We start from the raw sequence: 17341 nt of genomic DNA, 5'->3' as shown, positions 1-17341 counted from the left end.
CAGTCAGGCGATTTCGAGCATGGCGAAGTCTTCTTTGGTGGCGCCGCACTCCGGGCAGATCCAGTCATCCGGCACGTCTTCCCAGGGTGTGCCCGGCGCAATGCCTTCGTCAGGCAGACCAAGGGATTCGTCATAAATGAAACTGCAGAAAAAGCATTGCCACTTCTTCATATCCACTCCAGGCTCAGGTTGTGCCGTTAACGGCGCGTTGTTCGTTGGTTATTGGAGGTAGTCCTCGATCGGTCATGCGGATCGAGGATGGTCTATACCTTCAGCTCACTTGCACCAGCACCTTGGCGGACTGGTGAGGGTCTTGTGCCATGGCGAAGGCCTCGGCGAAACGGTCGAATTCGAAGGAATGGCTATGCATCCCTTCGAGTGTCAGTCGCTCATCACCCAGCATCGCAAGGACCTCAGGGAATTCGTCGGGGTAGGACAGGGAGCCACGTATGGCGAGTTCCTTCACCATGACCTGGACCATATCCAGCTCCACCGGCTGCTTATGGGTGGCCAATACCAGGATGCGCGCCATGTCCTTGGCCATGGCGACCGCCTGCTGGAGCATTGCACTCTGGCCGGCGCAGTCGATGTACAAGGAGCAATCCACCAACGGCTGCGCCGAAAGCTTGCCGGGAACAGTGCCAAAAGTTGTTTGCAGTGCCGTAGCCAGGTCTTCCCGGGTCGGATTTATGCAGCGCTCGGCGCCTAGCTGGCGGGCACGCTCCAGTCGCTCGTCGATGATGTCGACGACCGCGATTCGTTCAACTCCTCGGTGCCTGAGGGCCGCAACAACGCCAAGGCCGATGGGGCCGGCACCGAACAGCACCACCCGGTCGGCTGGTCCGGCCTGGCAAAGATTCAGACCGTGGACACCGACTGCGACAGGTTCGGTCAGTACCGCGCGCTCAAACGCCAGCGCGTCGGGAATCGGGAAGATCGATTCTCCAGGCACTGCGTCGCGCACCAGCAGGAACTCGGCGAAACCCCCATGGTCAGGGTCGCCGGTACCGATGCGATTACTTCCCTTCATCGGATGGACCACCACGCGCTGGCCGACCGCAACGCCCTGCACGGCCTCGCCAACCTGATGTACGGTGCCTGCCAGCTCATGCCCGAGGGGCATTGGTTGCGGACCCGGACGGCCGATATAGCCATTCCTGGCGAAGCCGATATCGCTGCCGCAAATACCGAACACAGCGACCTTCACCACCACATCCCGTGGGCCGGCCTGCGGCATCGGCACCTCGTCGATACGCAGATCCTGTGGACCGTACAAACGCACTTGCTTCATCTTCATCTCCGGCTATGGGCGGCTGCACTACAACTGGGAATAGTTCAGGCGTGCAGGTTTTCGCGGCCTTTCACCAGGCGCAGCGGGGTGTAGACCATGACCACGCTGCCGTCCTGCTTGACCACCTGGTTGCGGGTGCGCACCAGACCCATGCCTGGCTTGCCTTTACTCGGACGGGATTCGATTACCTCCACCTCTACATGGATGGTGTCGCCTGCAAAGGTGGGGCCCTTGATGTCCAGCTCCATGTTCAGGAAGGCCACGCCCACGCCCTGCAACGCGGTCTGGAACAGCAGGCCTTCGGCCATGCAGAACACCTGGCCGCCGGGTACTAGGCGGCCGTCGAAGCCAGCGTCGCGGAGGAACTCCTTGTTGGTGAAAAGCACCTCCAACATGCCGGTGGCGGAAATGAAGTTGACGATGTCCGTCTCGGTGATGGTGCGCCCGTAGGTCTTGAACTTGCGGCCAACTGGCAGTTCGTCCCAGGTAAAACCGGTTCCGATGGTTTCGATCTCGCTCATGCTGCGTTCCTTGTTGTTCTGTCAGGGGCTGTCAGATCGGGTCCCAGGTGGTGAGCTGGGGCGAGGGGATGTTCTCGTAGAAGGAATTCTTCATCGCGGGGATGGCGTGCTCGGCGATGCTTTCCGGGGTCCAGCCATCACTGCGGTGCACCGAACGGATCACGCGCGACTGGGAGTAGAGGTAGATCTCGTTGGCACGCACGCCGAAGATCTGCCCGGATACTCCGGCACCCGCATCACTGGCCAGGTACACCGCCAGCGGGGCGATCTTGCGGGGTTCCATGGTCTTCAGCTTCTCCATGCGTGCGGCGGCGTCCGGCGTGTCGGTGGGCACCGAGGCGGTCATGGCTGTCCAGGCGAAGGGCGCAATGCAGTTGGAGCGCACGTTGTAGCGCGCCATGTCGAGAGCGATGGTCTTCGACAGGCCCACCAATCCCAGCTTGGCCGCCGAGTAGTTGGCCTGACCGGGGTTGCCAATCAGCCCGCTGGTGGAGGTCATATGGACGTAAGCGCCGCTGGCCTGGGCCTTGAAGTGCGGGGCCGCAGCGCGGGCGACATAGAAGGAACCGTTGAGGTGGACGTTGATCACCGCTTGCCATTCTTCGAGGCTCATGTTGAAGAAGAAGCGGTCACGGACGATGCCGGCGTTGTTGATCACGCAATCCACCCGGCCGAAGTTGTCCAGCGCGGTCTGCACGATGTGCTGGGCGGAATCCCATTCGGCGACGCTGTCGACGCTGGCCGCGGCTTCGCCTCCTGCTGCGCGAATCTCCGCGACTACCGCTTCCGCGGCACTGCCCCCAGCCTCGGTACGACCCAGGTCATTGACCACGACGCGCGCGCCCTGGGCGGCGAAGGCCAGGGCGAACTCTCGACCAATGCCGCTACCGGCCCCGGTGATGACCACGACTTTGTCTGCAACCATGTTCGGCATGTCGCCTCCTGAATTGGCTTCTGGGTTCCTGGCGCTGGCTCAGGCCTGCGCGTTTGGCTCGTGCATCTATAATAACTGTAAATGTGTCAGTTATGTCTAGTCCGTTCGGACTAATATCGATACTCGTCGATGACGTAAAGTCCTTGGGGCCAGTAGCTTTCGGGCTATTGAAATGTGCGGTGGCTTTCTATAGGTTCGACTGAGAGCTGTCATTTTGTTTATTATTGGGGCGTTTGCGCCCAGCAACAGCCGGTAAGGCCAAAGGGCCCTGGGCACATCAGTGCCGGGGCGGGCGCGCCAATCTTGAATTTCGAGTCAAAGGGACCATGCCATGGCATTTGAAGTCAGCATGAACAAGCAGGGGCAGGTGTTGGGCCGCAAAGGCCAGGAAACCCGTCAGCGTCTGATGGCGGCCACTCGGCGCCTGCTTTTCACCCACGCCTTGGTGGACATCACCGCTGTGGCCATCGCGAAGGCCGCGGGCACTTCCTCCGCCAGCTTCTACATGTACTTCGACGACGTGCAGGACGTGCTCTATTCGCTGGCTCTGGAAGCCGGCGAAGACATGGCCAAAGTCTCGCGGCTGCTGGAGGAACCCTGGGCTCCTGAGCGGTTCGAGGAAGAGGCGCTGCGCCTGATCGAGGCGCTGAACGGGGTCTGGAGCCGCCATCGTGAAGTGCTGCGCTACCGTAACCTCGAAGCTGATCGTGGCGACCCGCGCTTCGAAGAGCTGCGAATGAACACCTATATCCCGTTCATCGAACGCTTCGCCAAGCTGATCCTCACGGTCAACCCGGCCGAGGGCAGTCGCAAGAAGAGCGACGCCTACGCCGAAGCGACCGTTCTGCAGGCCGCCATGGAACGGCTGGCGGCCACGGACCCGGTGGTGATGGAGCGTGGTCTGGGTTCCAAACGGGTGAACGCTGCCATTGCGCGCATCGTGGTGCAGACCCTGCGCTCCGGCATGCCGGAGGAAACCACTGCTGAAGCTGCTCCCGCCCCCCGTGCACGCAAGCCGCGCGCTACCAAGGCGAAGGCCGTCGCCCCGGCGCCGGAAGTGGCCGCCGAGGGCTGAGGCTGCTTTCCTGTCGGGGGCGCTTTTTCAGGCCTCGAACTCGATGACGCCGTGACTGAGTACCGGCTTGTCGCGCTCCACCGCATGCATGCGGAACAGGGCGAGGCCGGGCTCCATCCGCCAAAGCTCGATGCGCATGGTTTCACCGCTGTACATCGGGCCGGCGTAGCGCACCGACAGGCTACGCAGGCGCGCGGCGTCATTGTCGCAAACCATTCGTAGCGCACCGCGGCCTGCGAGGCCGAAACAGCCGACACCGCGGATCATCGCCTGGGGTTTGCCCTGGGTTTGAGCCGCAATGGCGATATCCGCCGAGAGGCGGAACAGCGTGTCTGGCTCCGGTGGCGTAGGAATCTCCAGTACCAGGTCAGCGGCCCGTTCCGGTAGCGGAGTGGGGCGCGGTGTATCTTGTGGCTTGCCGCCGAACCCACCATTGCCGCGCAGGACGGTAGTGACCTCGATGCTGGCGACGGCCTCGCCTGCAGGCTCGCTGAGCGTCAGTGTCTGCAGCATGACGGCGCCTTTGTCGGCGCCACGATCAAATATCTCATCGATCTTCTGGGTGACTACCAGCTCGCCTTCGCTGCTCAGTGGGCGATGCAATCGCAGGGTTTCCTGGGCATGAACGATCTGCTGCCAGGCTATGCCGGTGCGTGGATCCATCTGCCAGAACTCGCCGTCGGCCAGGGCCACGGCGGACATCGGCAGTACCCGTAACCCTTTGCCGGGCTCAAGGTAGGGACGGTCGGTTTCGACCCAGTCCGTCGAAGCGCCAGCGCCGAAACCACGGGCGAAGCGGATGCAGTCTTCCTGGCCGTAGCGTCGGGTCACGGCGGGGAAGGGCCAGTCGATAAGCTTTTGGTAGTCGAGGGACACCTGGAACTCCGGAAGGGCGTGAAGGAAAGGGTGGGGCGAAAGCATGGCGCTTTCGCCCAGGTGCGGTCAGGACTGGGCTTTCTTGGCGGCTTCCATCGAGGCACGCATACCGGCGGCTGCGACTTCGAAGTGCTCCTTGGTGGACGTGCTGAGGATGTGGGTATCGAAGTGCGCCATCAGCGAATTGCGGAAGCCCATGATGTCTGCCGAGCGATTCAGCGAGCGCTTGAGCATGCGGATGCCGATGGGGGGCGCCGCGGCGATGCGGTTGGCCAGCTCCAGCGTGAAGTCCTCCATCTCGGCGCGGGGCACCACGTGGTTGACCATGCCCCATTCCTTGGCTTCGGCAGCGCCGATCCTCTGGCCGGTGAAGAGGAATTCCTTGGCTTTGCGCAGTCCCATTACCCAGGGATGTACCAGGGCTTCAACCGAGGCGGCGGCCAGGCTGTGGCCTACCGGATCGCTGAAGAAGGCGTCGTCGGCGGCGACCACCATGTCGCACATGTTGGCCACCATGAAGCCGCCGGCAATGCAGGCGCCCTGCACCTGGGCAATGGTGGGCTTGGGGAAGTCCCAGATGCGCAGGGCGTTACCCAGGTAGTGCTCGCTTTCCCAAAGCCAGTGTTGTTCGGGGGAGAAGTTGCCGCGCTTTTCCATGCCATCCATCAGGTCATGGCCGGCAGAGAAGTGCTTGCCTTTGGCGCCGATAATGATCACGCGAATGGCATCGTCGCGCTTGGCGCGGTCCAGTGCGTCATCCAGCTCGGCCAGCAGGTTCTCCGATTCGGCGTTGGCCTGGCCGGGACGGTTGTGGCAGATGCGCGCGACGGCGCCGATCACTTCGTAGCTGATGTCCGAGTATTCCATCTTGTTATTCCTCGTTGCGGCTAGGCAGCGAATTCCGCGTAGCCATTGTTGAGAATGATCAGATCGCGCTCTACCACTCGCGCGCGGAAGCTGGCCTTGCCGGGACCTTCATGCCAGACCTCGACCTTCAGGGTTTCCCCTGGATACATGGGCGAGGCGAAGCGCAGGTTGAGTGCACGCAGGCGGTGCGGATCATCGTTGCAGAGCAGGCGGACGATGGCGCGGCCGGCCATGCCGTAACTGCTCATGCCGTGGAGGATCGGCTTGTCGAAACCGGCCTTGGCAGCAAAGGCGGGGTCGATGTGCAGCGGGTTCAGGTCTCCCGACAGGCGATAGATGGTGGCCTGTTCCGGGCGGCTGGACAGCTCGATGCTGAGGTCGAAGGGGCGGTCATCCGGCAACGAATGAGGCTTGGGCTGGCCCTCGGCGGTACCGCCGAAGCCGCCATTTCCACGCATGAAGGTGGACCAGGTGGAGGTGGCCAGAAGTTCCTCTGTCTCTGCGTCGTAGATGCGCCGTGACATGTACATCACGGCACCCTTGTCGGCGCCCTTGTCGTAGATCTCGTCCACGCTGTCGCGCCCGATCAGTGTGCCCTTGGCCGGCAGTGGCTTGTGGATGCGCAGGAACTGCTCGCCATGCAGCACTTTCGTCAGGTCGATGCCGGTTTCCGGGTTGGCCAGCCAGAACTCGCCGCTGGCCATGATGGTGGCCATGGTGGGTAGTGCCTTCAGACCTTTCTCATAGACGTACTGCAGGTCGCCGGCCGGCAATGGGTTGCTGGTGGCCGCCCCTACGCCAAGGGCGTAGAGGATGGTGTCGCGAGTGCTGTAGCTCTGCCGGCCGTCGGTAATGGGCCAGTTCTTGATGCGGTGGTAGTCGAGAGGCACGTCGTATTCCTCGGTAGGCCGGTTCTTGTCTCTAGCATTGCGCTTCGCTTGAAAACTGTCAAACAGTCAGTTACATGATGTAGTATGCCTGTGTGAGGCATTAAGGGCGGGCGATTGTTCTGCCTTTTCTGATGGCATTTCAGTTGCTTTGCGATGAAAACTCTCCCGCGCCGAGGGGCGGGAGCTTCCGGGCATGGGCCGGAGCCCACCCAAACAAGAACATTTCGGAGACAGACAATGGCTCTACTGGAAGGAAAGGTCGCGATCATTACCGGTGCCGGGCGTGGCCTGGGCGCCACGTACGCACAACTCCTGGCCGCCGAGGGCGCGGCGGTGGTGGTCAACGACCTGGGGCGTGACGAGAACGGCAGCTACACCGCTGAGGCTGTGGTCGCCGCTGTGCGCGAGGCCGGCGGTCGCGCCGTGGCGCACACCCAGGACATCTCTACGGCGGAAGGCGGGCAGTCGCTACTGGCAACCGCCCTTGGTGAGTTCGGTCGTGCCGACATCCTGATCAACAACGCCGGCATCCTGCGCGACAAGTCTTTCCTCAAACTGGAGGAAGGGGACTGGGATGCGGTTATCAAGGTCAACCTGAAGAGCATGTACGCCGTCACCCAGCCTGTATTTGCCTGGATGAAAGAAAACGGTGGTGGGGTGATCGTCAACACCTCGTCCACATCCGGCCTGGTCGGCAACTTCGGTCAGAGCAACTATGCCGCTTCCAAGTGTGGCGCTTGGGGCTTCTCCAATGTGCTGGCCATCGAGGGCGCCAAATTCGGTGTCCGCGTCTGGACCCTCGCTCCGGCGGCCGTTTCCGCCCTGACTGCACCGTTGATGGACGAGGCTACCAAGGCCCAGATGGCGCCCGAGCATGTTGCCCAGGTGGTGCTTTACATGGTCAGCGAGCTGTCCGGCCAACGCACCGGCCACTGTCTGTTCGCCTCCGGCCAGAGTGTGCGTGAGCTGAAGCTGCTGTCCGCCGAGGGCATTCCCGGCGGTGGCAAGGACGCGGCATTCGACGCCCGCAGCCTGGCCGCAGCCGAGGACAAGGTTTTCCGCCCCGAGGCAGCGCTGACCATCATGGACTTCGCCAAGTAACCGCCCCACAGATGCGGGGCGAGCGGCCCCAGGGAGTTCAACATGAGTAACAAGGTACTGGTTGCCGGTGTGGGGATGGTCAAGTTCACCAAACCCGGCAAGAGCGAGATGTACGACGTGATGGGGGGCGATGCTGCTGCCCTGGCGCTGAAGGACGCAGGCATTGCCTACTCCGAAGTACAGCAGGCCTATGCCGGCTTTGTCGCCGGTGATACCTGCTCCGGGCAAACCGCGCTGTACCGCGTGGGAATCACCGGTATTCCTGTGATCAACGTCAATAACGCCTGTGCCAGCGGTTCTTCTGCGTTGTTCCTGGCGCGCCAGGCCGTGGCCAGTGGTGTGGTCGATGTTGCTCTGGCAGTAGGCTTCGAGCAGATGAACCCGGGGGCCATGTCCACCGGTGACGCCGCGCTGCGCACACCGATCACGGTGAAGATCGACGAGGCGGTGCGCAAGATTCGCGGCTGGGACGACAACGCCCCCAGCGGCCCACAGTACTTCGGCGGTGCTGGTGCCGAATACCTGGAGAAGTACAACGTTTCAGCCGAGTTGTTCGGGCGCGTCTCGGTCAAGGCTCGCAGCCATGCCTTGCGCAACCCTTATGCGCTGTTTACCGAGCCACTGACCCTGGAGCAGGTCATGACCTCGCCGCAGATATTCGGACCGGTCACTCGCCTCATGTGCTGCCCACCAACTTGTGGCGCAGCTGCTGTGGTGGTGGTTTCCGAGGCTTACGCGCGCAAGCACGGCCTGGGCAGCTGCGTGGAGATTGCCGGCATGGGTCTGGCAACCGATACCTCTGACAGTTTCGAATCCGGCAGCATGCTGGACGTTGTCGGCGCCGGCATGACCCGTCGTGCTGCAGCCCAGGCATTCGAACAAGCTGGCGTGGGTGCGAGTGATATTGATGTGGTTGAGTTGCACGACTGCTTCTCGCCAAACGAGGTCATCACCTACGAAGCGCTCGGGTTGTGCGAGGAGGGCGGTGCGGAAAGGTTCGTCATCGACGGGCAGAACACCTACGGTGGCCGCGTGGTCACCAACCCATCCGGCGGCCTGCTGTCCAAGGGACATCCCCTGGGCGCTACCGGTCTGGCACAGATCACCGAATTGACCTGGCACTTGCGCGGTCAAGCCGGCGATCGCCAGGTGGAGAACGCCCGCATCGCGCTACAGCACAACATCGGGCTGGGAGGCGCCGGGGTGGTCACCATCCTCAAGCGCATCTGAGTTCGAGGCGCCCAGTGGTGGCTGGGCGCCTGTTCAACGTAATCAATGGGAGAGGCGCAGATGAGCGAACCCATGACCCAGCATTACCGGGAAATCCTGCTCGGCGTAGGCGAGAACCCTGCCCGCGAAGGCCTGCTCGATACTCCCAAGCGCGCTGCCAAGGCGATGCAATTCCTCTGCAACGGATACCAGAAGACCCTGGCTGAGATCGTCAATGGCGCGTTGTTCGAGTCGGACAACGACGAGATGGTGATCGTCCGGGAAATCGAACTCTATTCCCTTTGCGAACATCACCTGCTGCCCTTCATCGGCAAGGCCCACGTGGCCTACATTCCCACCGGGAAGGTGCTGGGCCTGTCCAAGGTGGCGCGCATCGTCGACATGTATGCGCGGCGCCTGCAGATCCAGGAGAACCTTACCCGCCAGATCGCTGAGGCGATCCAGCAGGTCACCGGCGCCGCCGGCGTCGCCGTGGTGATCGAGGCTCAGCACATGTGCATGATGATGCGCGGTGTGGAGAAGCAGAACTCGGTGATGAGCACGTCGGTGATGCTCGGTGCTTTCCGCGAGTCGCAGAACACCCGTTCCGAGTTCCTTCAGTTGATAGGGCGGAAGTAGGTATGCCCGGCCTTCAACCCGGTATGGCCCGCATCCGCGTCAAGGATTTGCGCCTGCGCACCTATATCGGCATCAAGGAAGAGGAAATCCTCAACCGACAGGATGTGCTGATCAACCTGTGCATCCACTACCTGGCGAGTGAAGCGGTGCAGGGCACCGAGATCGAGCAGGCGTTGAACTATCGCACGATCACCAAGGCGATCATCCGCCACGTCGAGGAAAATCGCTTTGCATTGCTGGAGCGCCTGACCCAGGAAATACTCGATCTGGTGATGAGCGAACCGCGTGTGCGGTATGCCGAAGTGGAAGTGGACAAGCTGCATGCACTGCGCTTCGCCGAATCGGTTTCGATCACCCTGGCCTGTGAGCGCTGATCACCCAGGAATCCTGTAAGTCGGGTCGGGAGGCGCTCTGCGAAGTCCGACATCTCCAGGCTCGGAGCCAGGGATTGTCGGGCTTCGCCGCAGGCTCAGATCCGCGCAGCCCGCACCAACCTCCCCCAACGATTCAGTTACGCGTACCGCCCCCTCTCTCCCAAGGGAAGAGGGGGCTCTCGTTTCAAGCGTCGATGGACGTGGTCAGTCGTTGCCACAGGTGGGCGCCATCATTCGCCAGTACCTGCCGACCAATTCGCTCCGACCACCAATGCTCGCTGCCGGCTTCGGCCCTCCATTGCCAGAGACGACGGGTGTAGTAGTGCAGGCTGTGTTCGTCGGTCACGCCAATGGCGCCGAACACCTGGTGAGCGATGGCCGCCGCACGGGTGGCGGCCCGGCCTACCAGACTCTTGGCCACGGCGGCTCCGTAGCTGGCATTGCCGGCATCCACCTGGCGTGCGGCATAGAGGCCTGCGACCTGGGCGGCGGCGGCCTGGGAAGCGAGCTCGGCGACCATCTGCTGGATCGCCTGGAACTTGCCGATAGGTTTGCCGAACTGCACGCGGGTATTGGCGTATTCCACGCAGAGGTCCAGCACTCTGGCCAGGGCCCCGGCCATTTGCATGCTGCGCAGCGCCGCGAGGTGCGGGCGCAGGCCCAGCTCGTCGAGGAACGGTGCTTCGGCGGTTTGCAGCGGGATGGTGCCTTCCAACTGCAAGCTGGCGCAGGGCAGGCGGTCGAGCGTGTCGATGGCCTGCTGGCGACCGGCGTCGGCGCGTACCAGGCAGAGGTGCATGACTTCGTCGCGGAGGGCTGCAACCAGCACATGACCGGCCACGGGCAGCCAGCTCAGTTGGGCGTCGTGGCCTTGCAGTCTGCCCTGGGCATCCAAGCGGAAGATTTCGCCGGAGACCGCCAGTACGCCTTCAGGAACATCCAGCCCTGCGCGGGCGAGCGCCCAGGCAGCGATGGTGGTTTCGCCTACCGGCACGGGAACGGCGTGAACGCCACAGAGGCGCAGCACCGGTTCGCTCTCGGCCCAGTTGAGCCCGGCACCGCCGGCGTTTTCGTCGCTGAGGGCGAGGGTGATGCCCATGGCTTCGATTTCCTGCCAGAGGTCGCTGTCCAGTTGGCCGTCTTCGGCATGCACCCAGGTATCGCGGTCGATCCTGTCGCTGAACAGGCGCTGGACCTGCTCGGCGAGCATTTCGCTGATGTTCATTTCGCTGTTACTCATTTCAGTCCTAGCCCCTTGGCGATGATGCCGCGCAGGATTTCCCGGGTGCCGCCGCGCAGGGAGAAGGAGGGCACGTTCTGCACCAGGAATGCCTGGAGTTCGCTGAGTCGGTCGTCGGCGGCGATGCTGGACGGGCAGTCCAGCAGCTCGCGGACCAGGTCCGGCATCCGCTGCTCATGGAGGTTGCCGAGGTCTTTGACCAGCGCGGCTTCCTTGGCGGGAGAATGGCCTTCCTGCAATTGTCCGACTATAGAAAGGGACATTTCCCGCAGCACAGCCAACTCGGCGACTGCTTCGCCCAGCCGTCGGGAGGCGAGACGGTCGTCGGTGCCTGCATGGCGCAGCGCATCGATGGTCAGTGGTAGCAGGGGGAATGAACTCATGTAGCGGTCCGGCTGGCTGCGCTCGAAGGCCAGTTCACCACTGGCCTGCGCCCAGCCATCGCCCTCGCGGCCGACCAGCATATCGTCGGGAACGAAGACGTTATCGAAGGTCACTTCGTTGAAATGGGCCTCGCCTGTCAGGTCGTGAATCGGTCGGACTTCGATGCCGGAAGCGCTCATGTCGATGAGGAACTGCGACAGGCCCTTGTGCTTCTCGGCGTCGGCCTGGCCGCCACTGCGGAACAGACCGATCATGAAGTCGCAGAGGTGCGCATTGGTGGTCCACACTTTGCGGCCATTCAGACGCCAGCCGCCCTCCACGCGCGTGGCGCGGGAGCGCAGGGAAGCCAGGTCGGAACCCGAGTCCGGCTCGCTGAGACCGATGCAGAATGAAGCCTCGCCTCGTGCGATCAGTGGCAGAAAACGCTGGCGTTGAGCCTCGGTACCCAGGCGCAGTAACAACGGACCGCTCTGGCGATCGCCGAACCAGTGGGCGCCCAGGGGGGCGCCCACTGCGAGCATCTCTTCCACCACCACATAGCGCTCCAGGCCGGAACGCTCATGGCCGCCATAGGCTTTCGGCCAAGTCATGCCGATCCAGCCACGTTTGCCGACTTCGCGGCTGAAATCGCGGTCGAAGCCAGTCCAGGAATGGCCGACCTTCCAACCGGACCAGTCCTTCGCTGCTTCGGTCAGGAAGTTACGGGCTTCCTGGCGCAAGGGTTCGAGGGAGGAGGGCAGTTGCAGGGGCTTGAAACTGAATGCGGATGTCACGGCAGGTCCCTCAAATGACGTTGCGCTGGCGCAGTTTGGCGATGTGCTCGGCCGAGAGGCCCAACCATTCGCCCAGGACTGCGTCGGTGTGTTCGCCAATGGCCGGTGGTGCCAGCTTGTAGCGCACGGGGGTGGCGGAGAAGCGCATCGGGCTTGCTGCCGAGCGAACGGTGCCGTTCAGCGGATGCTCCTGGGCAATGATCATTTCCCGATCGATCACATGGGGATCCAGCTCAAGATCCTGCATGCCGTTGATCGGGCCGCAGGACACGGTGTTGGCGTTCAGGTGCTCGATCCACTCGGCCTTGGTTCGTCCCCGCAGCGCCTCCGTGAGTTGCTGTGAAAGTTCGCGGCGGTTGGCCACTCGGGCGCCGTTCTTTGCAAAGCGCGGGTCTTCGATCCAGTCCTCGCGGCCTACCGCCTTGGCCAGACGGACAAACTCGCGATCGTTGAATGTGGCCACCAGGATGAAGCCGTCATCCACTGGGTAGACCCCATAGGGCGAGGCACTAGGGTGATCGTTGCCGGTCCTGCCCAGTTCCTTCCCACCGTTGAACCAGGCGGAAAAGGTGTTGAGCAGGGTGGCGACCTGGGCGTCGAACAGCGACACGTCGATATGCTGGCCTTCGCCGCTGCTGTTGCGGTGATTCAGCGCGCCGAGCACGCCGATGGCAGCATAGAGGCCGGCGCAGATGTCCGCCACCGGAATGCCCACACGCATCGGCCCGTCACCTGACTCGCCTTCGCGGTGGCCGGTGACCGACATCACCCCGGCCATGGCCTGGATCAGGTAGTCGTAGCCCGAGCGGTTGGCGTAGGGGCCGGTCTGGCCGAAGCCGGTGATGGAACAGTAGATCAGGCGCGGGTTGATCTTGCGCAGGTCCTCGTAACCCAGGCCGTACTTGGCCAGGGTGCCGGTGCGATAGTTCTCCAGCAGAACATCGCAGTTGGCCACCAGCTGTCGGATCAACTCGGCCCCTTCAGGCTGGGCAAAGTCCACCGTGATGGAGCGCTTGTTGCGGTTGGCCGCCTGGCTGTAGGTGGATTCCTGGTGCGGCTGGTTCTCGGTGCCCTTGATCCAGGGCGGGCCGATGCGGCGGATGTCGTCGCCTTCGCCTTGGCGCTCGACTTTGATTACCTCGGCGCCAAGGTCGGCGAGGATCTGCCCGGCGTAGGGGCCGGCGATCACTCGGGTCATGTCGAGAATGCGGATACCGCCGAGTACTTCAGGGGAGATGTCGTTCATGGTCATACCGCGATGGTGTACCCGCCATTGACCGAAAGGACCTGGCCGGTGATGTAGGAAGCGCCCTCGGAGAGCAGGAAGCAGACCGGTACCGATACTTCTTCAGGAGAAGCAAAACGGCCCAGGGCGATCTGCTGCAGGTAGGTGTCGAGGAAGCGCGGATCGTTGCGCACCTTCTCGGTCATGGCGGTTTCCACCATGCCGAAGCACACGGCGTTGGCGCGGACGCCGTACTTGGCCCATTCGCGGGCGGCGGTCATGGCCATGCCGAACATCCCGGATTTGGCTGCCGAGTAGTTGATCTGTCCCAGGCTGCCCCGGCGTCCGGCGTCGGAGGAGATGAAAACGATGGAGCCGGGAGCTTTGTCGCCCGCTTTGCTGCGTTCCAGCAGGTGGCGGCCGACGGCCTGGGTGAAGAGGAAGGAGCCGGTGAGGTGCACATCCAGCACCAGTTGCCATTGCTCCAGGGTCATTTTCTCGATCATCGCCGGGCGGCCGATACCGGCATTGTTGACCAGGCCGTGGACCGCTCCGAATCGGGCGATGGCCTGCTCTACGGCACCCTGAACGAAATCGGCGTCGGCCACACTGCCGGCCAGCGGCAGGTAGTGCTCGCCCAGATCATCGGCCGCTGCTTGCAGTGCTTCGGCATTGAGGTCCACCGCCGCCACATTGCCGCCCAGCTCGATGGCCAGGCGGGCGATGCCCAGGCCGATGCCTTGCCCGGCGCCGGTGATGATGATGGTGCGTCCCTGGAGGGACATCGGATTCTTGTTGGCCATGATGTTCGCCTAGTTGCTGTGGGGGTCGAAAACGACGAAGAACTGTTCGGGCTCGGCGCTGATGCGCGCCTTGACCCGCATGCCGATGCTTACCTGCTCGGCAGGAAGACCCTCGACCCGGGACATCAGGCGCGGGCCTTCATCCAGGTCGACCAGGGCGACGGTGTACGGCTCGGTCGGAGGCTTGGGGCGCACCACGGTGACCGCATAGACCGTGCCCAGGCCCGAGGCCTCCACCCATTCAAGGTCAGTGGCTCCGGTTCCGGGTTCCAGTACTCGCGGATAGAAAAAGTGACGCTGACTGGATCGGCTGCGCTGGAGCATGAATCGCCCCTGCTTGAGGAACCCTTGGAAATCGAGATCGGGGCATAGGGCCATGGTGTGCAATCCCTGATGGGCGCCTGGAGCTGGGGCGCCGGATTAAAACTGTCTGGTTGTCATTGATTCTTCTGCTCGCCCTTTATGCCCTTGTTGACTAGGCATTGCTTTAGGTAAAAACTGGCGATCAGTTAGTTTTGAATATGCGGGCATTCAAACGGCGAGTCAAGCCGAGGCCGCTTTCGCAGATACGGAAAACCTGATGACCGACAGCTCGAACTCCCTCTGGGCGCCCTTGCGCTTTCCTGCCTTTCGCTGGCTATGGCTGGGTGCCTTGGCGATGAACCTGGCGATCTGGATGCAGAACGTCGGCGCGGCCTGGCTGATGGTGTCCCTGAGCAGCTCGCCGATGCTGGTGGCGCTGGTGCAGACCGCCATCAGCCTGCCGTCCTTCTTCTTTGGCCTCCCGGGTGGAGTCTTCGCGGATATCTTCGATCGGCGTCGCTATCTGCTGCTGACCCATGCCGGGATGCTGCTGGCGGCGTTGACGCTGGTGGGTTTCTGCATCACCGGGATGATCGGCCCCTGGTCGCTGCTGGCGCTGACCTTCGCCTTCGGTATCGGCTTCGCTCTGCAGGGACCGGCCTGGTACACCACTCAGGCTGAAGCGGTGCCGCGGGCCTTCATGGCCTCGGCCCTGGCGCTGTCCTCGGTCTCCTACAGCTCTGCCAGGGCGGTGGGGCCCGCGTTGGCCGGCGGGGTGATGGCGGCTTCAGGCATCGTCAGCGTGTTCATCATCTGCACATTGTTGCTGGCGTGCTCGGTGCTGGTGGTGGCATGCATGCGCCGCCCTTCCGAAGATGCCTCGATGCCCGCGGAGACCCTCTGGGCCGGATTGCGTGGTGCTCTGCGCTATGCGCGTTACTCGGAGGTGGTACGCACCCAGTGCCTGCGCACTATTGCCTTCGTCGGCGCGGGGAGTGGGCTCTGGGCATTGCTGCCGGTAGTTGCCAGCGAGTCCGGCGGTGCAGGGAGCTACGGCCTGCTGTTGGGCAGTATTGGTGTCGGCACCATGTGCGGGGCCTTGGTTCTGCCTATGTTGCGGGCACATCTGGAAATCAACCGCATGGTGTTGATCGCCAGCCTTGTCTATGCGCTGGGAATGCTCGTGGTGGCCGAGGTGCCGAGTACGATGGTTCAGTGCGTGGCGCTCTTCTTCGCCGGGATCGGTTGGCTGTGTGTCGGCACGATTAACCTGGTGGCGATCCAGTCCACTGTTCCGCCCTGGATCCGTGCTCGCTCCGTGGCCATCTACATGCTTGTGTTCCAGGGCTCCCTGGCCATAGGCGGAGCCGCCTGGGGGGCAGTGGCAACTCGGATCGGCACCCCCGATGCGCTGCTTGTGGCGTCCCTGATGGTGGTGGTGTCACTGCTGGTCATGCGCCGCTATCGTGCTCGCTTGGGAGATGAGGCCGAGGTGACGCCTTCCAGCCACGAGATGCCGGCCTTTTCCTTCGCCGAGCTGCAACCTCAGGACGGCCCGGTGACCGTTCAGATCGCCTACCAGATCCGTCTTGAAGAACGCACGGAGTTCCTCCGCCGTATCCATGCGATGGGCCTCAACCGTCGTCGAGACGGCGCAAGTTTCTGGCGCGTCTACCGCGAGCTGGAGCGTCCGGCCTGGTACATGGAACGCTTCATGGTGGACTCCTGGTCGGACTACCTGCGGCAGCAAACCCGCGCCACACTGGCTGACCGGGAGGCGGAGGAGAGCGTTCGCGCGCTGCACGTGGGCAGTGAGGCTCCTCGGGTTTCCCATTACCTCAGCGAGCCCTTGCCGCGCAGCGATTCCTGAACATATAGGCGCGAGAAAAGGGAAGCTCGTGGTTTCGACGAATGCCGGAGGGCAAACTGGCCCTGCTCTCCGGATTTCATCTGGGCTATGAGGCGATGGAAGCAAAAGCAGCCTGAGCAAGTCCGCCTCAGAGGTTCAGATACCGCGCCATACCTGCAGGAGCCTTCTTGAGGGCCGGGTCGTAGAGTGGCGAGAACACCTTGAGCAGGCGGGGCAGACTGGCCCTGGCGAGGTGCCGCTTGACCACTCGCTCGCGCTCGACCGAGGCGGCGTGGTCTGCCTCCGATAGGTTGCAGCGGTCCTGCTCGAGCAGGTAGGCATTGATCCGTTTGACGTGCCGGCCGATGTGGGCAATCGCGTAGATGAAGCCATACAGGCGGTACAGGTAGCCGCGCAGGCCGTGTCCGTAGAGTGCCTTGTACACGTCGTAGCAGACGCTGCGGTGCTCGAATTCCTCGGCTAGGTGCCATTTCCACAGGGTCACAGCGCTTTCATCGGCACCTTCCAGGTAATCGTCCAGGTCGGTGAAAAACACTTCGGCACTGGACGAGCCCATGGCCTCGAAGCCTTCGGAGTAGGCCAGGAGGAAACGTAGCGGCTTGTCTTTCAGCCAGCGCCGATAGTCGGCCTCGTAGGGGGCCTCCAGCTTGCATATGCCGGCGTAGCCGCTGTCGTACAGGCGCTGGTTGAAGGCTAGGTGGCGCTTGCAGTGCTGCACCTCCTGTTTGATGAAGATGTCCACCTCCTCCAGCAGGCGCTGCTGGCCAGGCCGAGAAGCCAGTTCGTCGCGGGCGCGCATCATCACCTTTACCAGGAAGGGTTCGATGTGGGCGGGTACGGTGGATGCGGCGTTGTAGTACTGGGCGAACTCGCGGTTCGGCGCCCAGTCGGGGCGCACGTTGGCGAAATCGATTGTGGGGCTGCGAACGCGCATGGAATCTCCTTGCGGATGGTTTTCGGGAGCAA

Annotated in this window: 19 protein-coding genes; 6 read left to right on the top strand and 13 right to left on the bottom strand. The window is 62.9% G+C overall.

Annotated elements, in window-relative coordinates:
- Window positions 1-3 precede the first annotated feature (3 nt).
- The 4 genes from DM872_RS29520 to DM872_RS29505 form a co-directional block, all read right to left on the bottom strand.
- Entirely contained in the window at window positions 4-171 is a 168-nt protein-coding gene (locus DM872_RS29520) for a rubredoxin (RefSeq protein WP_016492693.1), read from the bottom strand.
- Between the two features lie 100 nt (window positions 172-271).
- A complete protein-coding gene (locus DM872_RS29515) occupies window positions 272-1291 on the bottom strand; it encodes a zinc-dependent alcohol dehydrogenase (protein ID WP_179062703.1) in 1020 nt (339 codons plus the stop codon).
- Window positions 1292-1335: 44 nt separating this feature from the next.
- Entirely contained in the window at window positions 1336-1812 is a 477-nt protein-coding gene (locus tag DM872_RS29510; protein ID WP_179062702.1) for a MaoC family dehydratase, read from the bottom strand.
- A gap of 31 nt (window positions 1813-1843) precedes the next feature.
- Complete coding sequence (locus DM872_RS29505; RefSeq protein ID WP_179062701.1) at window positions 1844-2746, bottom strand: SDR family NAD(P)-dependent oxidoreductase; 903 nt, start codon at window positions 2744-2746, stop codon at window positions 1844-1846.
- Window positions 2747-3077: 331 nt separating this feature from the next.
- Here DM872_RS29505 and DM872_RS29500 point away from each other — a divergent pair, with 331 nt between their 5' ends.
- Window positions 3078-3821 carry a TetR/AcrR family transcriptional regulator gene (locus DM872_RS29500; RefSeq protein ID WP_179062700.1) on the top strand — a complete coding sequence of 248 codons (744 nt, stop codon included), beginning with the start codon at window positions 3078-3080 and terminating at the stop codon, window positions 3819-3821.
- Between the two features lie 27 nt (window positions 3822-3848).
- Here DM872_RS29500 and DM872_RS29495 read toward each other — a convergent pair whose 3' ends face one another.
- The 3 genes from DM872_RS29495 to DM872_RS29485 all read right to left on the bottom strand — a co-directional run bounded on the left by DM872_RS29495 (window position 3849) and on the right by DM872_RS29485 (window position 6454).
- Entirely contained in the window at window positions 3849-4697 is an 849-nt protein-coding gene (locus DM872_RS29495) for a MaoC family dehydratase N-terminal domain-containing protein (RefSeq protein WP_179062699.1), read from the bottom strand.
- Between the two features lie 66 nt (window positions 4698-4763).
- Window positions 4764-5564, bottom strand: a complete 801-nt coding sequence (locus DM872_RS29490; protein ID WP_179062698.1) for an enoyl-CoA hydratase — start codon at window positions 5562-5564, stop codon at window positions 4764-4766.
- Window positions 5565-5584: 20 nt separating this feature from the next.
- Complete coding sequence (locus DM872_RS29485) at window positions 5585-6454, bottom strand: MaoC/PaaZ C-terminal domain-containing protein (protein WP_179062697.1); 870 nt, start codon at window positions 6452-6454, stop codon at window positions 5585-5587.
- Window positions 6455-6691: 237 nt separating this feature from the next.
- On the opposite strand from DM872_RS29485, the gene DM872_RS29480 reads away from it, so the two are divergent.
- The 4 genes from DM872_RS29480 to folX are packed head-to-tail and all read left to right on the top strand — an operon-like array spanning window position 6692 to window position 9777.
- On the top strand, window positions 6692-7555 hold the full coding sequence (locus DM872_RS29480; RefSeq protein WP_179062696.1) for an SDR family NAD(P)-dependent oxidoreductase: 864 nt from the start codon (window positions 6692-6694) through the stop codon (window positions 7553-7555).
- A gap of 42 nt (window positions 7556-7597) precedes the next feature.
- Window positions 7598-8785 (top strand): thiolase C-terminal domain-containing protein, encoded by a 1188-nt coding sequence (locus DM872_RS29475; protein ID WP_179062695.1) that lies wholly within the window; start codon window positions 7598-7600, stop codon window positions 8783-8785.
- 60 nt (window positions 8786-8845) lie between these two features.
- Entirely contained in the window at window positions 8846-9403 is a 558-nt protein-coding gene (folE, locus tag DM872_RS29470; protein ID WP_016492704.1) for a GTP cyclohydrolase I FolE, read from the top strand.
- Between the two features lie 2 nt (window positions 9404-9405).
- Complete coding sequence (gene folX, locus DM872_RS29465) at window positions 9406-9777, top strand: dihydroneopterin triphosphate 2'-epimerase (protein WP_179062694.1); 372 nt, start codon at window positions 9406-9408, stop codon at window positions 9775-9777.
- Window positions 9778-9961: 184 nt separating this feature from the next.
- Here folX and DM872_RS29460 read toward each other — a convergent pair whose 3' ends face one another.
- The 5 genes from DM872_RS29460 to DM872_RS29440 are packed head-to-tail and all read right to left on the bottom strand — an operon-like array spanning window position 9962 to window position 14526.
- On the bottom strand, window positions 9962-11017 hold the full coding sequence (locus DM872_RS29460) for an acyl-CoA dehydrogenase (RefSeq protein ID WP_218649734.1): 1056 nt from the start codon (window positions 11015-11017) through the stop codon (window positions 9962-9964).
- Complete coding sequence (locus DM872_RS29455; RefSeq protein ID WP_179062693.1) at window positions 11014-12174, bottom strand: acyl-CoA dehydrogenase family protein; 1161 nt, start codon at window positions 12172-12174, stop codon at window positions 11014-11016. Before DM872_RS29455 ends, DM872_RS29460 begins: the two co-directional genes overlap by 4 nt.
- Before the next feature lie 10 nt (window positions 12175-12184).
- On the bottom strand, window positions 12185-13426 hold the full coding sequence (locus DM872_RS29450) for a CaiB/BaiF CoA transferase family protein (protein ID WP_179062692.1): 1242 nt from the start codon (window positions 13424-13426) through the stop codon (window positions 12185-12187).
- Window positions 13423-14202 (bottom strand): SDR family NAD(P)-dependent oxidoreductase, encoded by a 780-nt coding sequence (locus DM872_RS29445; protein ID WP_179062691.1) that lies wholly within the window; start codon window positions 14200-14202, stop codon window positions 13423-13425. The genes DM872_RS29450 and DM872_RS29445 overlap by 4 nt, the downstream gene beginning before the upstream one ends.
- Window positions 14203-14211: 9 nt before the next feature.
- Window positions 14212-14526 carry a Zn-ribbon domain-containing OB-fold protein gene (locus tag DM872_RS29440; RefSeq protein WP_373273751.1) on the bottom strand — a complete coding sequence of 105 codons (315 nt, stop codon included), beginning with the start codon at window positions 14524-14526 and terminating at the stop codon, window positions 14212-14214.
- Between the two features lie 256 nt (window positions 14527-14782).
- Between DM872_RS29440 and DM872_RS29435 the strand changes: the two genes are divergently transcribed.
- Window positions 14783-16375 carry an MFS transporter gene (locus DM872_RS29435; protein ID WP_179062689.1) on the top strand — a complete coding sequence of 531 codons (1593 nt, stop codon included), beginning with the start codon at window positions 14783-14785 and terminating at the stop codon, window positions 16373-16375.
- 127 nt (window positions 16376-16502) lie between these two features.
- On the opposite strand, the gene DM872_RS29430 is transcribed toward DM872_RS29435, so the two are convergent.
- Window positions 16503-17309, bottom strand: coding sequence for a metal-dependent hydrolase (locus tag DM872_RS29430; protein WP_179062688.1), 807 nt, complete (start codon window positions 17307-17309; stop codon window positions 16503-16505).
- Between the last annotated feature and the right edge of the window lie 32 nt (window positions 17310-17341).

This window comes from Pseudomonas taiwanensis, from assembly GCF_013393345.1.
GTDB lineage: Bacteria > Pseudomonadota > Gammaproteobacteria > Pseudomonadales > Pseudomonadaceae > Metapseudomonas > Metapseudomonas resinovorans_C.
Note: the sequence above shows the minus strand (reverse complement) of the source record. Positions and strands in the feature narration are given on the sequence as shown.

What these genes read in the sequence shown, in the direction of transcription:
- DM872_RS29450 (WP_179062692.1), bottom strand. Translation starts at nt 13,426, where the DNA reads ATGACCATGAACGACATCTCCCCTGAAGTACTCGGCGGTATCCGCATT.
- DM872_RS29440 (WP_373273751.1), bottom strand. Translation starts at nt 14,526, where the DNA reads ATGCTCCAGCGCAGCCGATCCAGTCAGCGTCACTTTTTCTATCCGCGA.
- DM872_RS29515 (WP_179062703.1), bottom strand. Translation starts at nt 1,291, where the DNA reads ATGAAGCAAGTGCGTTTGTACGGTCCACAGGATCTGCGTATCGACGAG.
- DM872_RS29505 (WP_179062701.1), bottom strand. Translation starts at nt 2,746, where the DNA reads ATGCCGAACATGGTTGCAGACAAAGTCGTGGTCATCACCGGGGCCGGT.
- DM872_RS29490 (WP_179062698.1), bottom strand. Translation starts at nt 5,564, where the DNA reads ATGGAATACTCGGACATCAGCTACGAAGTGATCGGCGCCGTCGCGCGC.
- folX (WP_179062694.1), top strand. Translation starts at nt 9,406, where the DNA reads ATGCCCGGCCTTCAACCCGGTATGGCCCGCATCCGCGTCAAGGATTTG.
- DM872_RS29445 (WP_179062691.1), bottom strand. Translation starts at nt 14,202, where the DNA reads ATGGCCAACAAGAATCCGATGTCCCTCCAGGGACGCACCATCATCATC.
- DM872_RS29500 (WP_179062700.1), top strand. Translation starts at nt 3,078, where the DNA reads ATGGCATTTGAAGTCAGCATGAACAAGCAGGGGCAGGTGTTGGGCCGC.
- DM872_RS29460 (WP_218649734.1), bottom strand. Translation starts at nt 11,017, where the DNA reads ATGAGTAACAGCGAAATGAACATCAGCGAAATGCTCGCCGAGCAGGTC.
- DM872_RS29435 (WP_179062689.1), top strand. Translation starts at nt 14,783, where the DNA reads ATGACCGACAGCTCGAACTCCCTCTGGGCGCCCTTGCGCTTTCCTGCC.
- DM872_RS29520 (WP_016492693.1), bottom strand. Translation starts at nt 171, where the DNA reads ATGAAGAAGTGGCAATGCTTTTTCTGCAGTTTCATTTATGACGAATCC.
- DM872_RS29475 (WP_179062695.1), top strand. Translation starts at nt 7,598, where the DNA reads ATGAGTAACAAGGTACTGGTTGCCGGTGTGGGGATGGTCAAGTTCACC.
- DM872_RS29510 (WP_179062702.1), bottom strand. Translation starts at nt 1,812, where the DNA reads ATGAGCGAGATCGAAACCATCGGAACCGGTTTTACCTGGGACGAACTG.
- folE (WP_016492704.1), top strand. Translation starts at nt 8,846, where the DNA reads ATGAGCGAACCCATGACCCAGCATTACCGGGAAATCCTGCTCGGCGTA.
- DM872_RS29430 (WP_179062688.1), bottom strand. Translation starts at nt 17,309, where the DNA reads ATGCGCGTTCGCAGCCCCACAATCGATTTCGCCAACGTGCGCCCCGAC.
- DM872_RS29480 (WP_179062696.1), top strand. Translation starts at nt 6,692, where the DNA reads ATGGCTCTACTGGAAGGAAAGGTCGCGATCATTACCGGTGCCGGGCGT.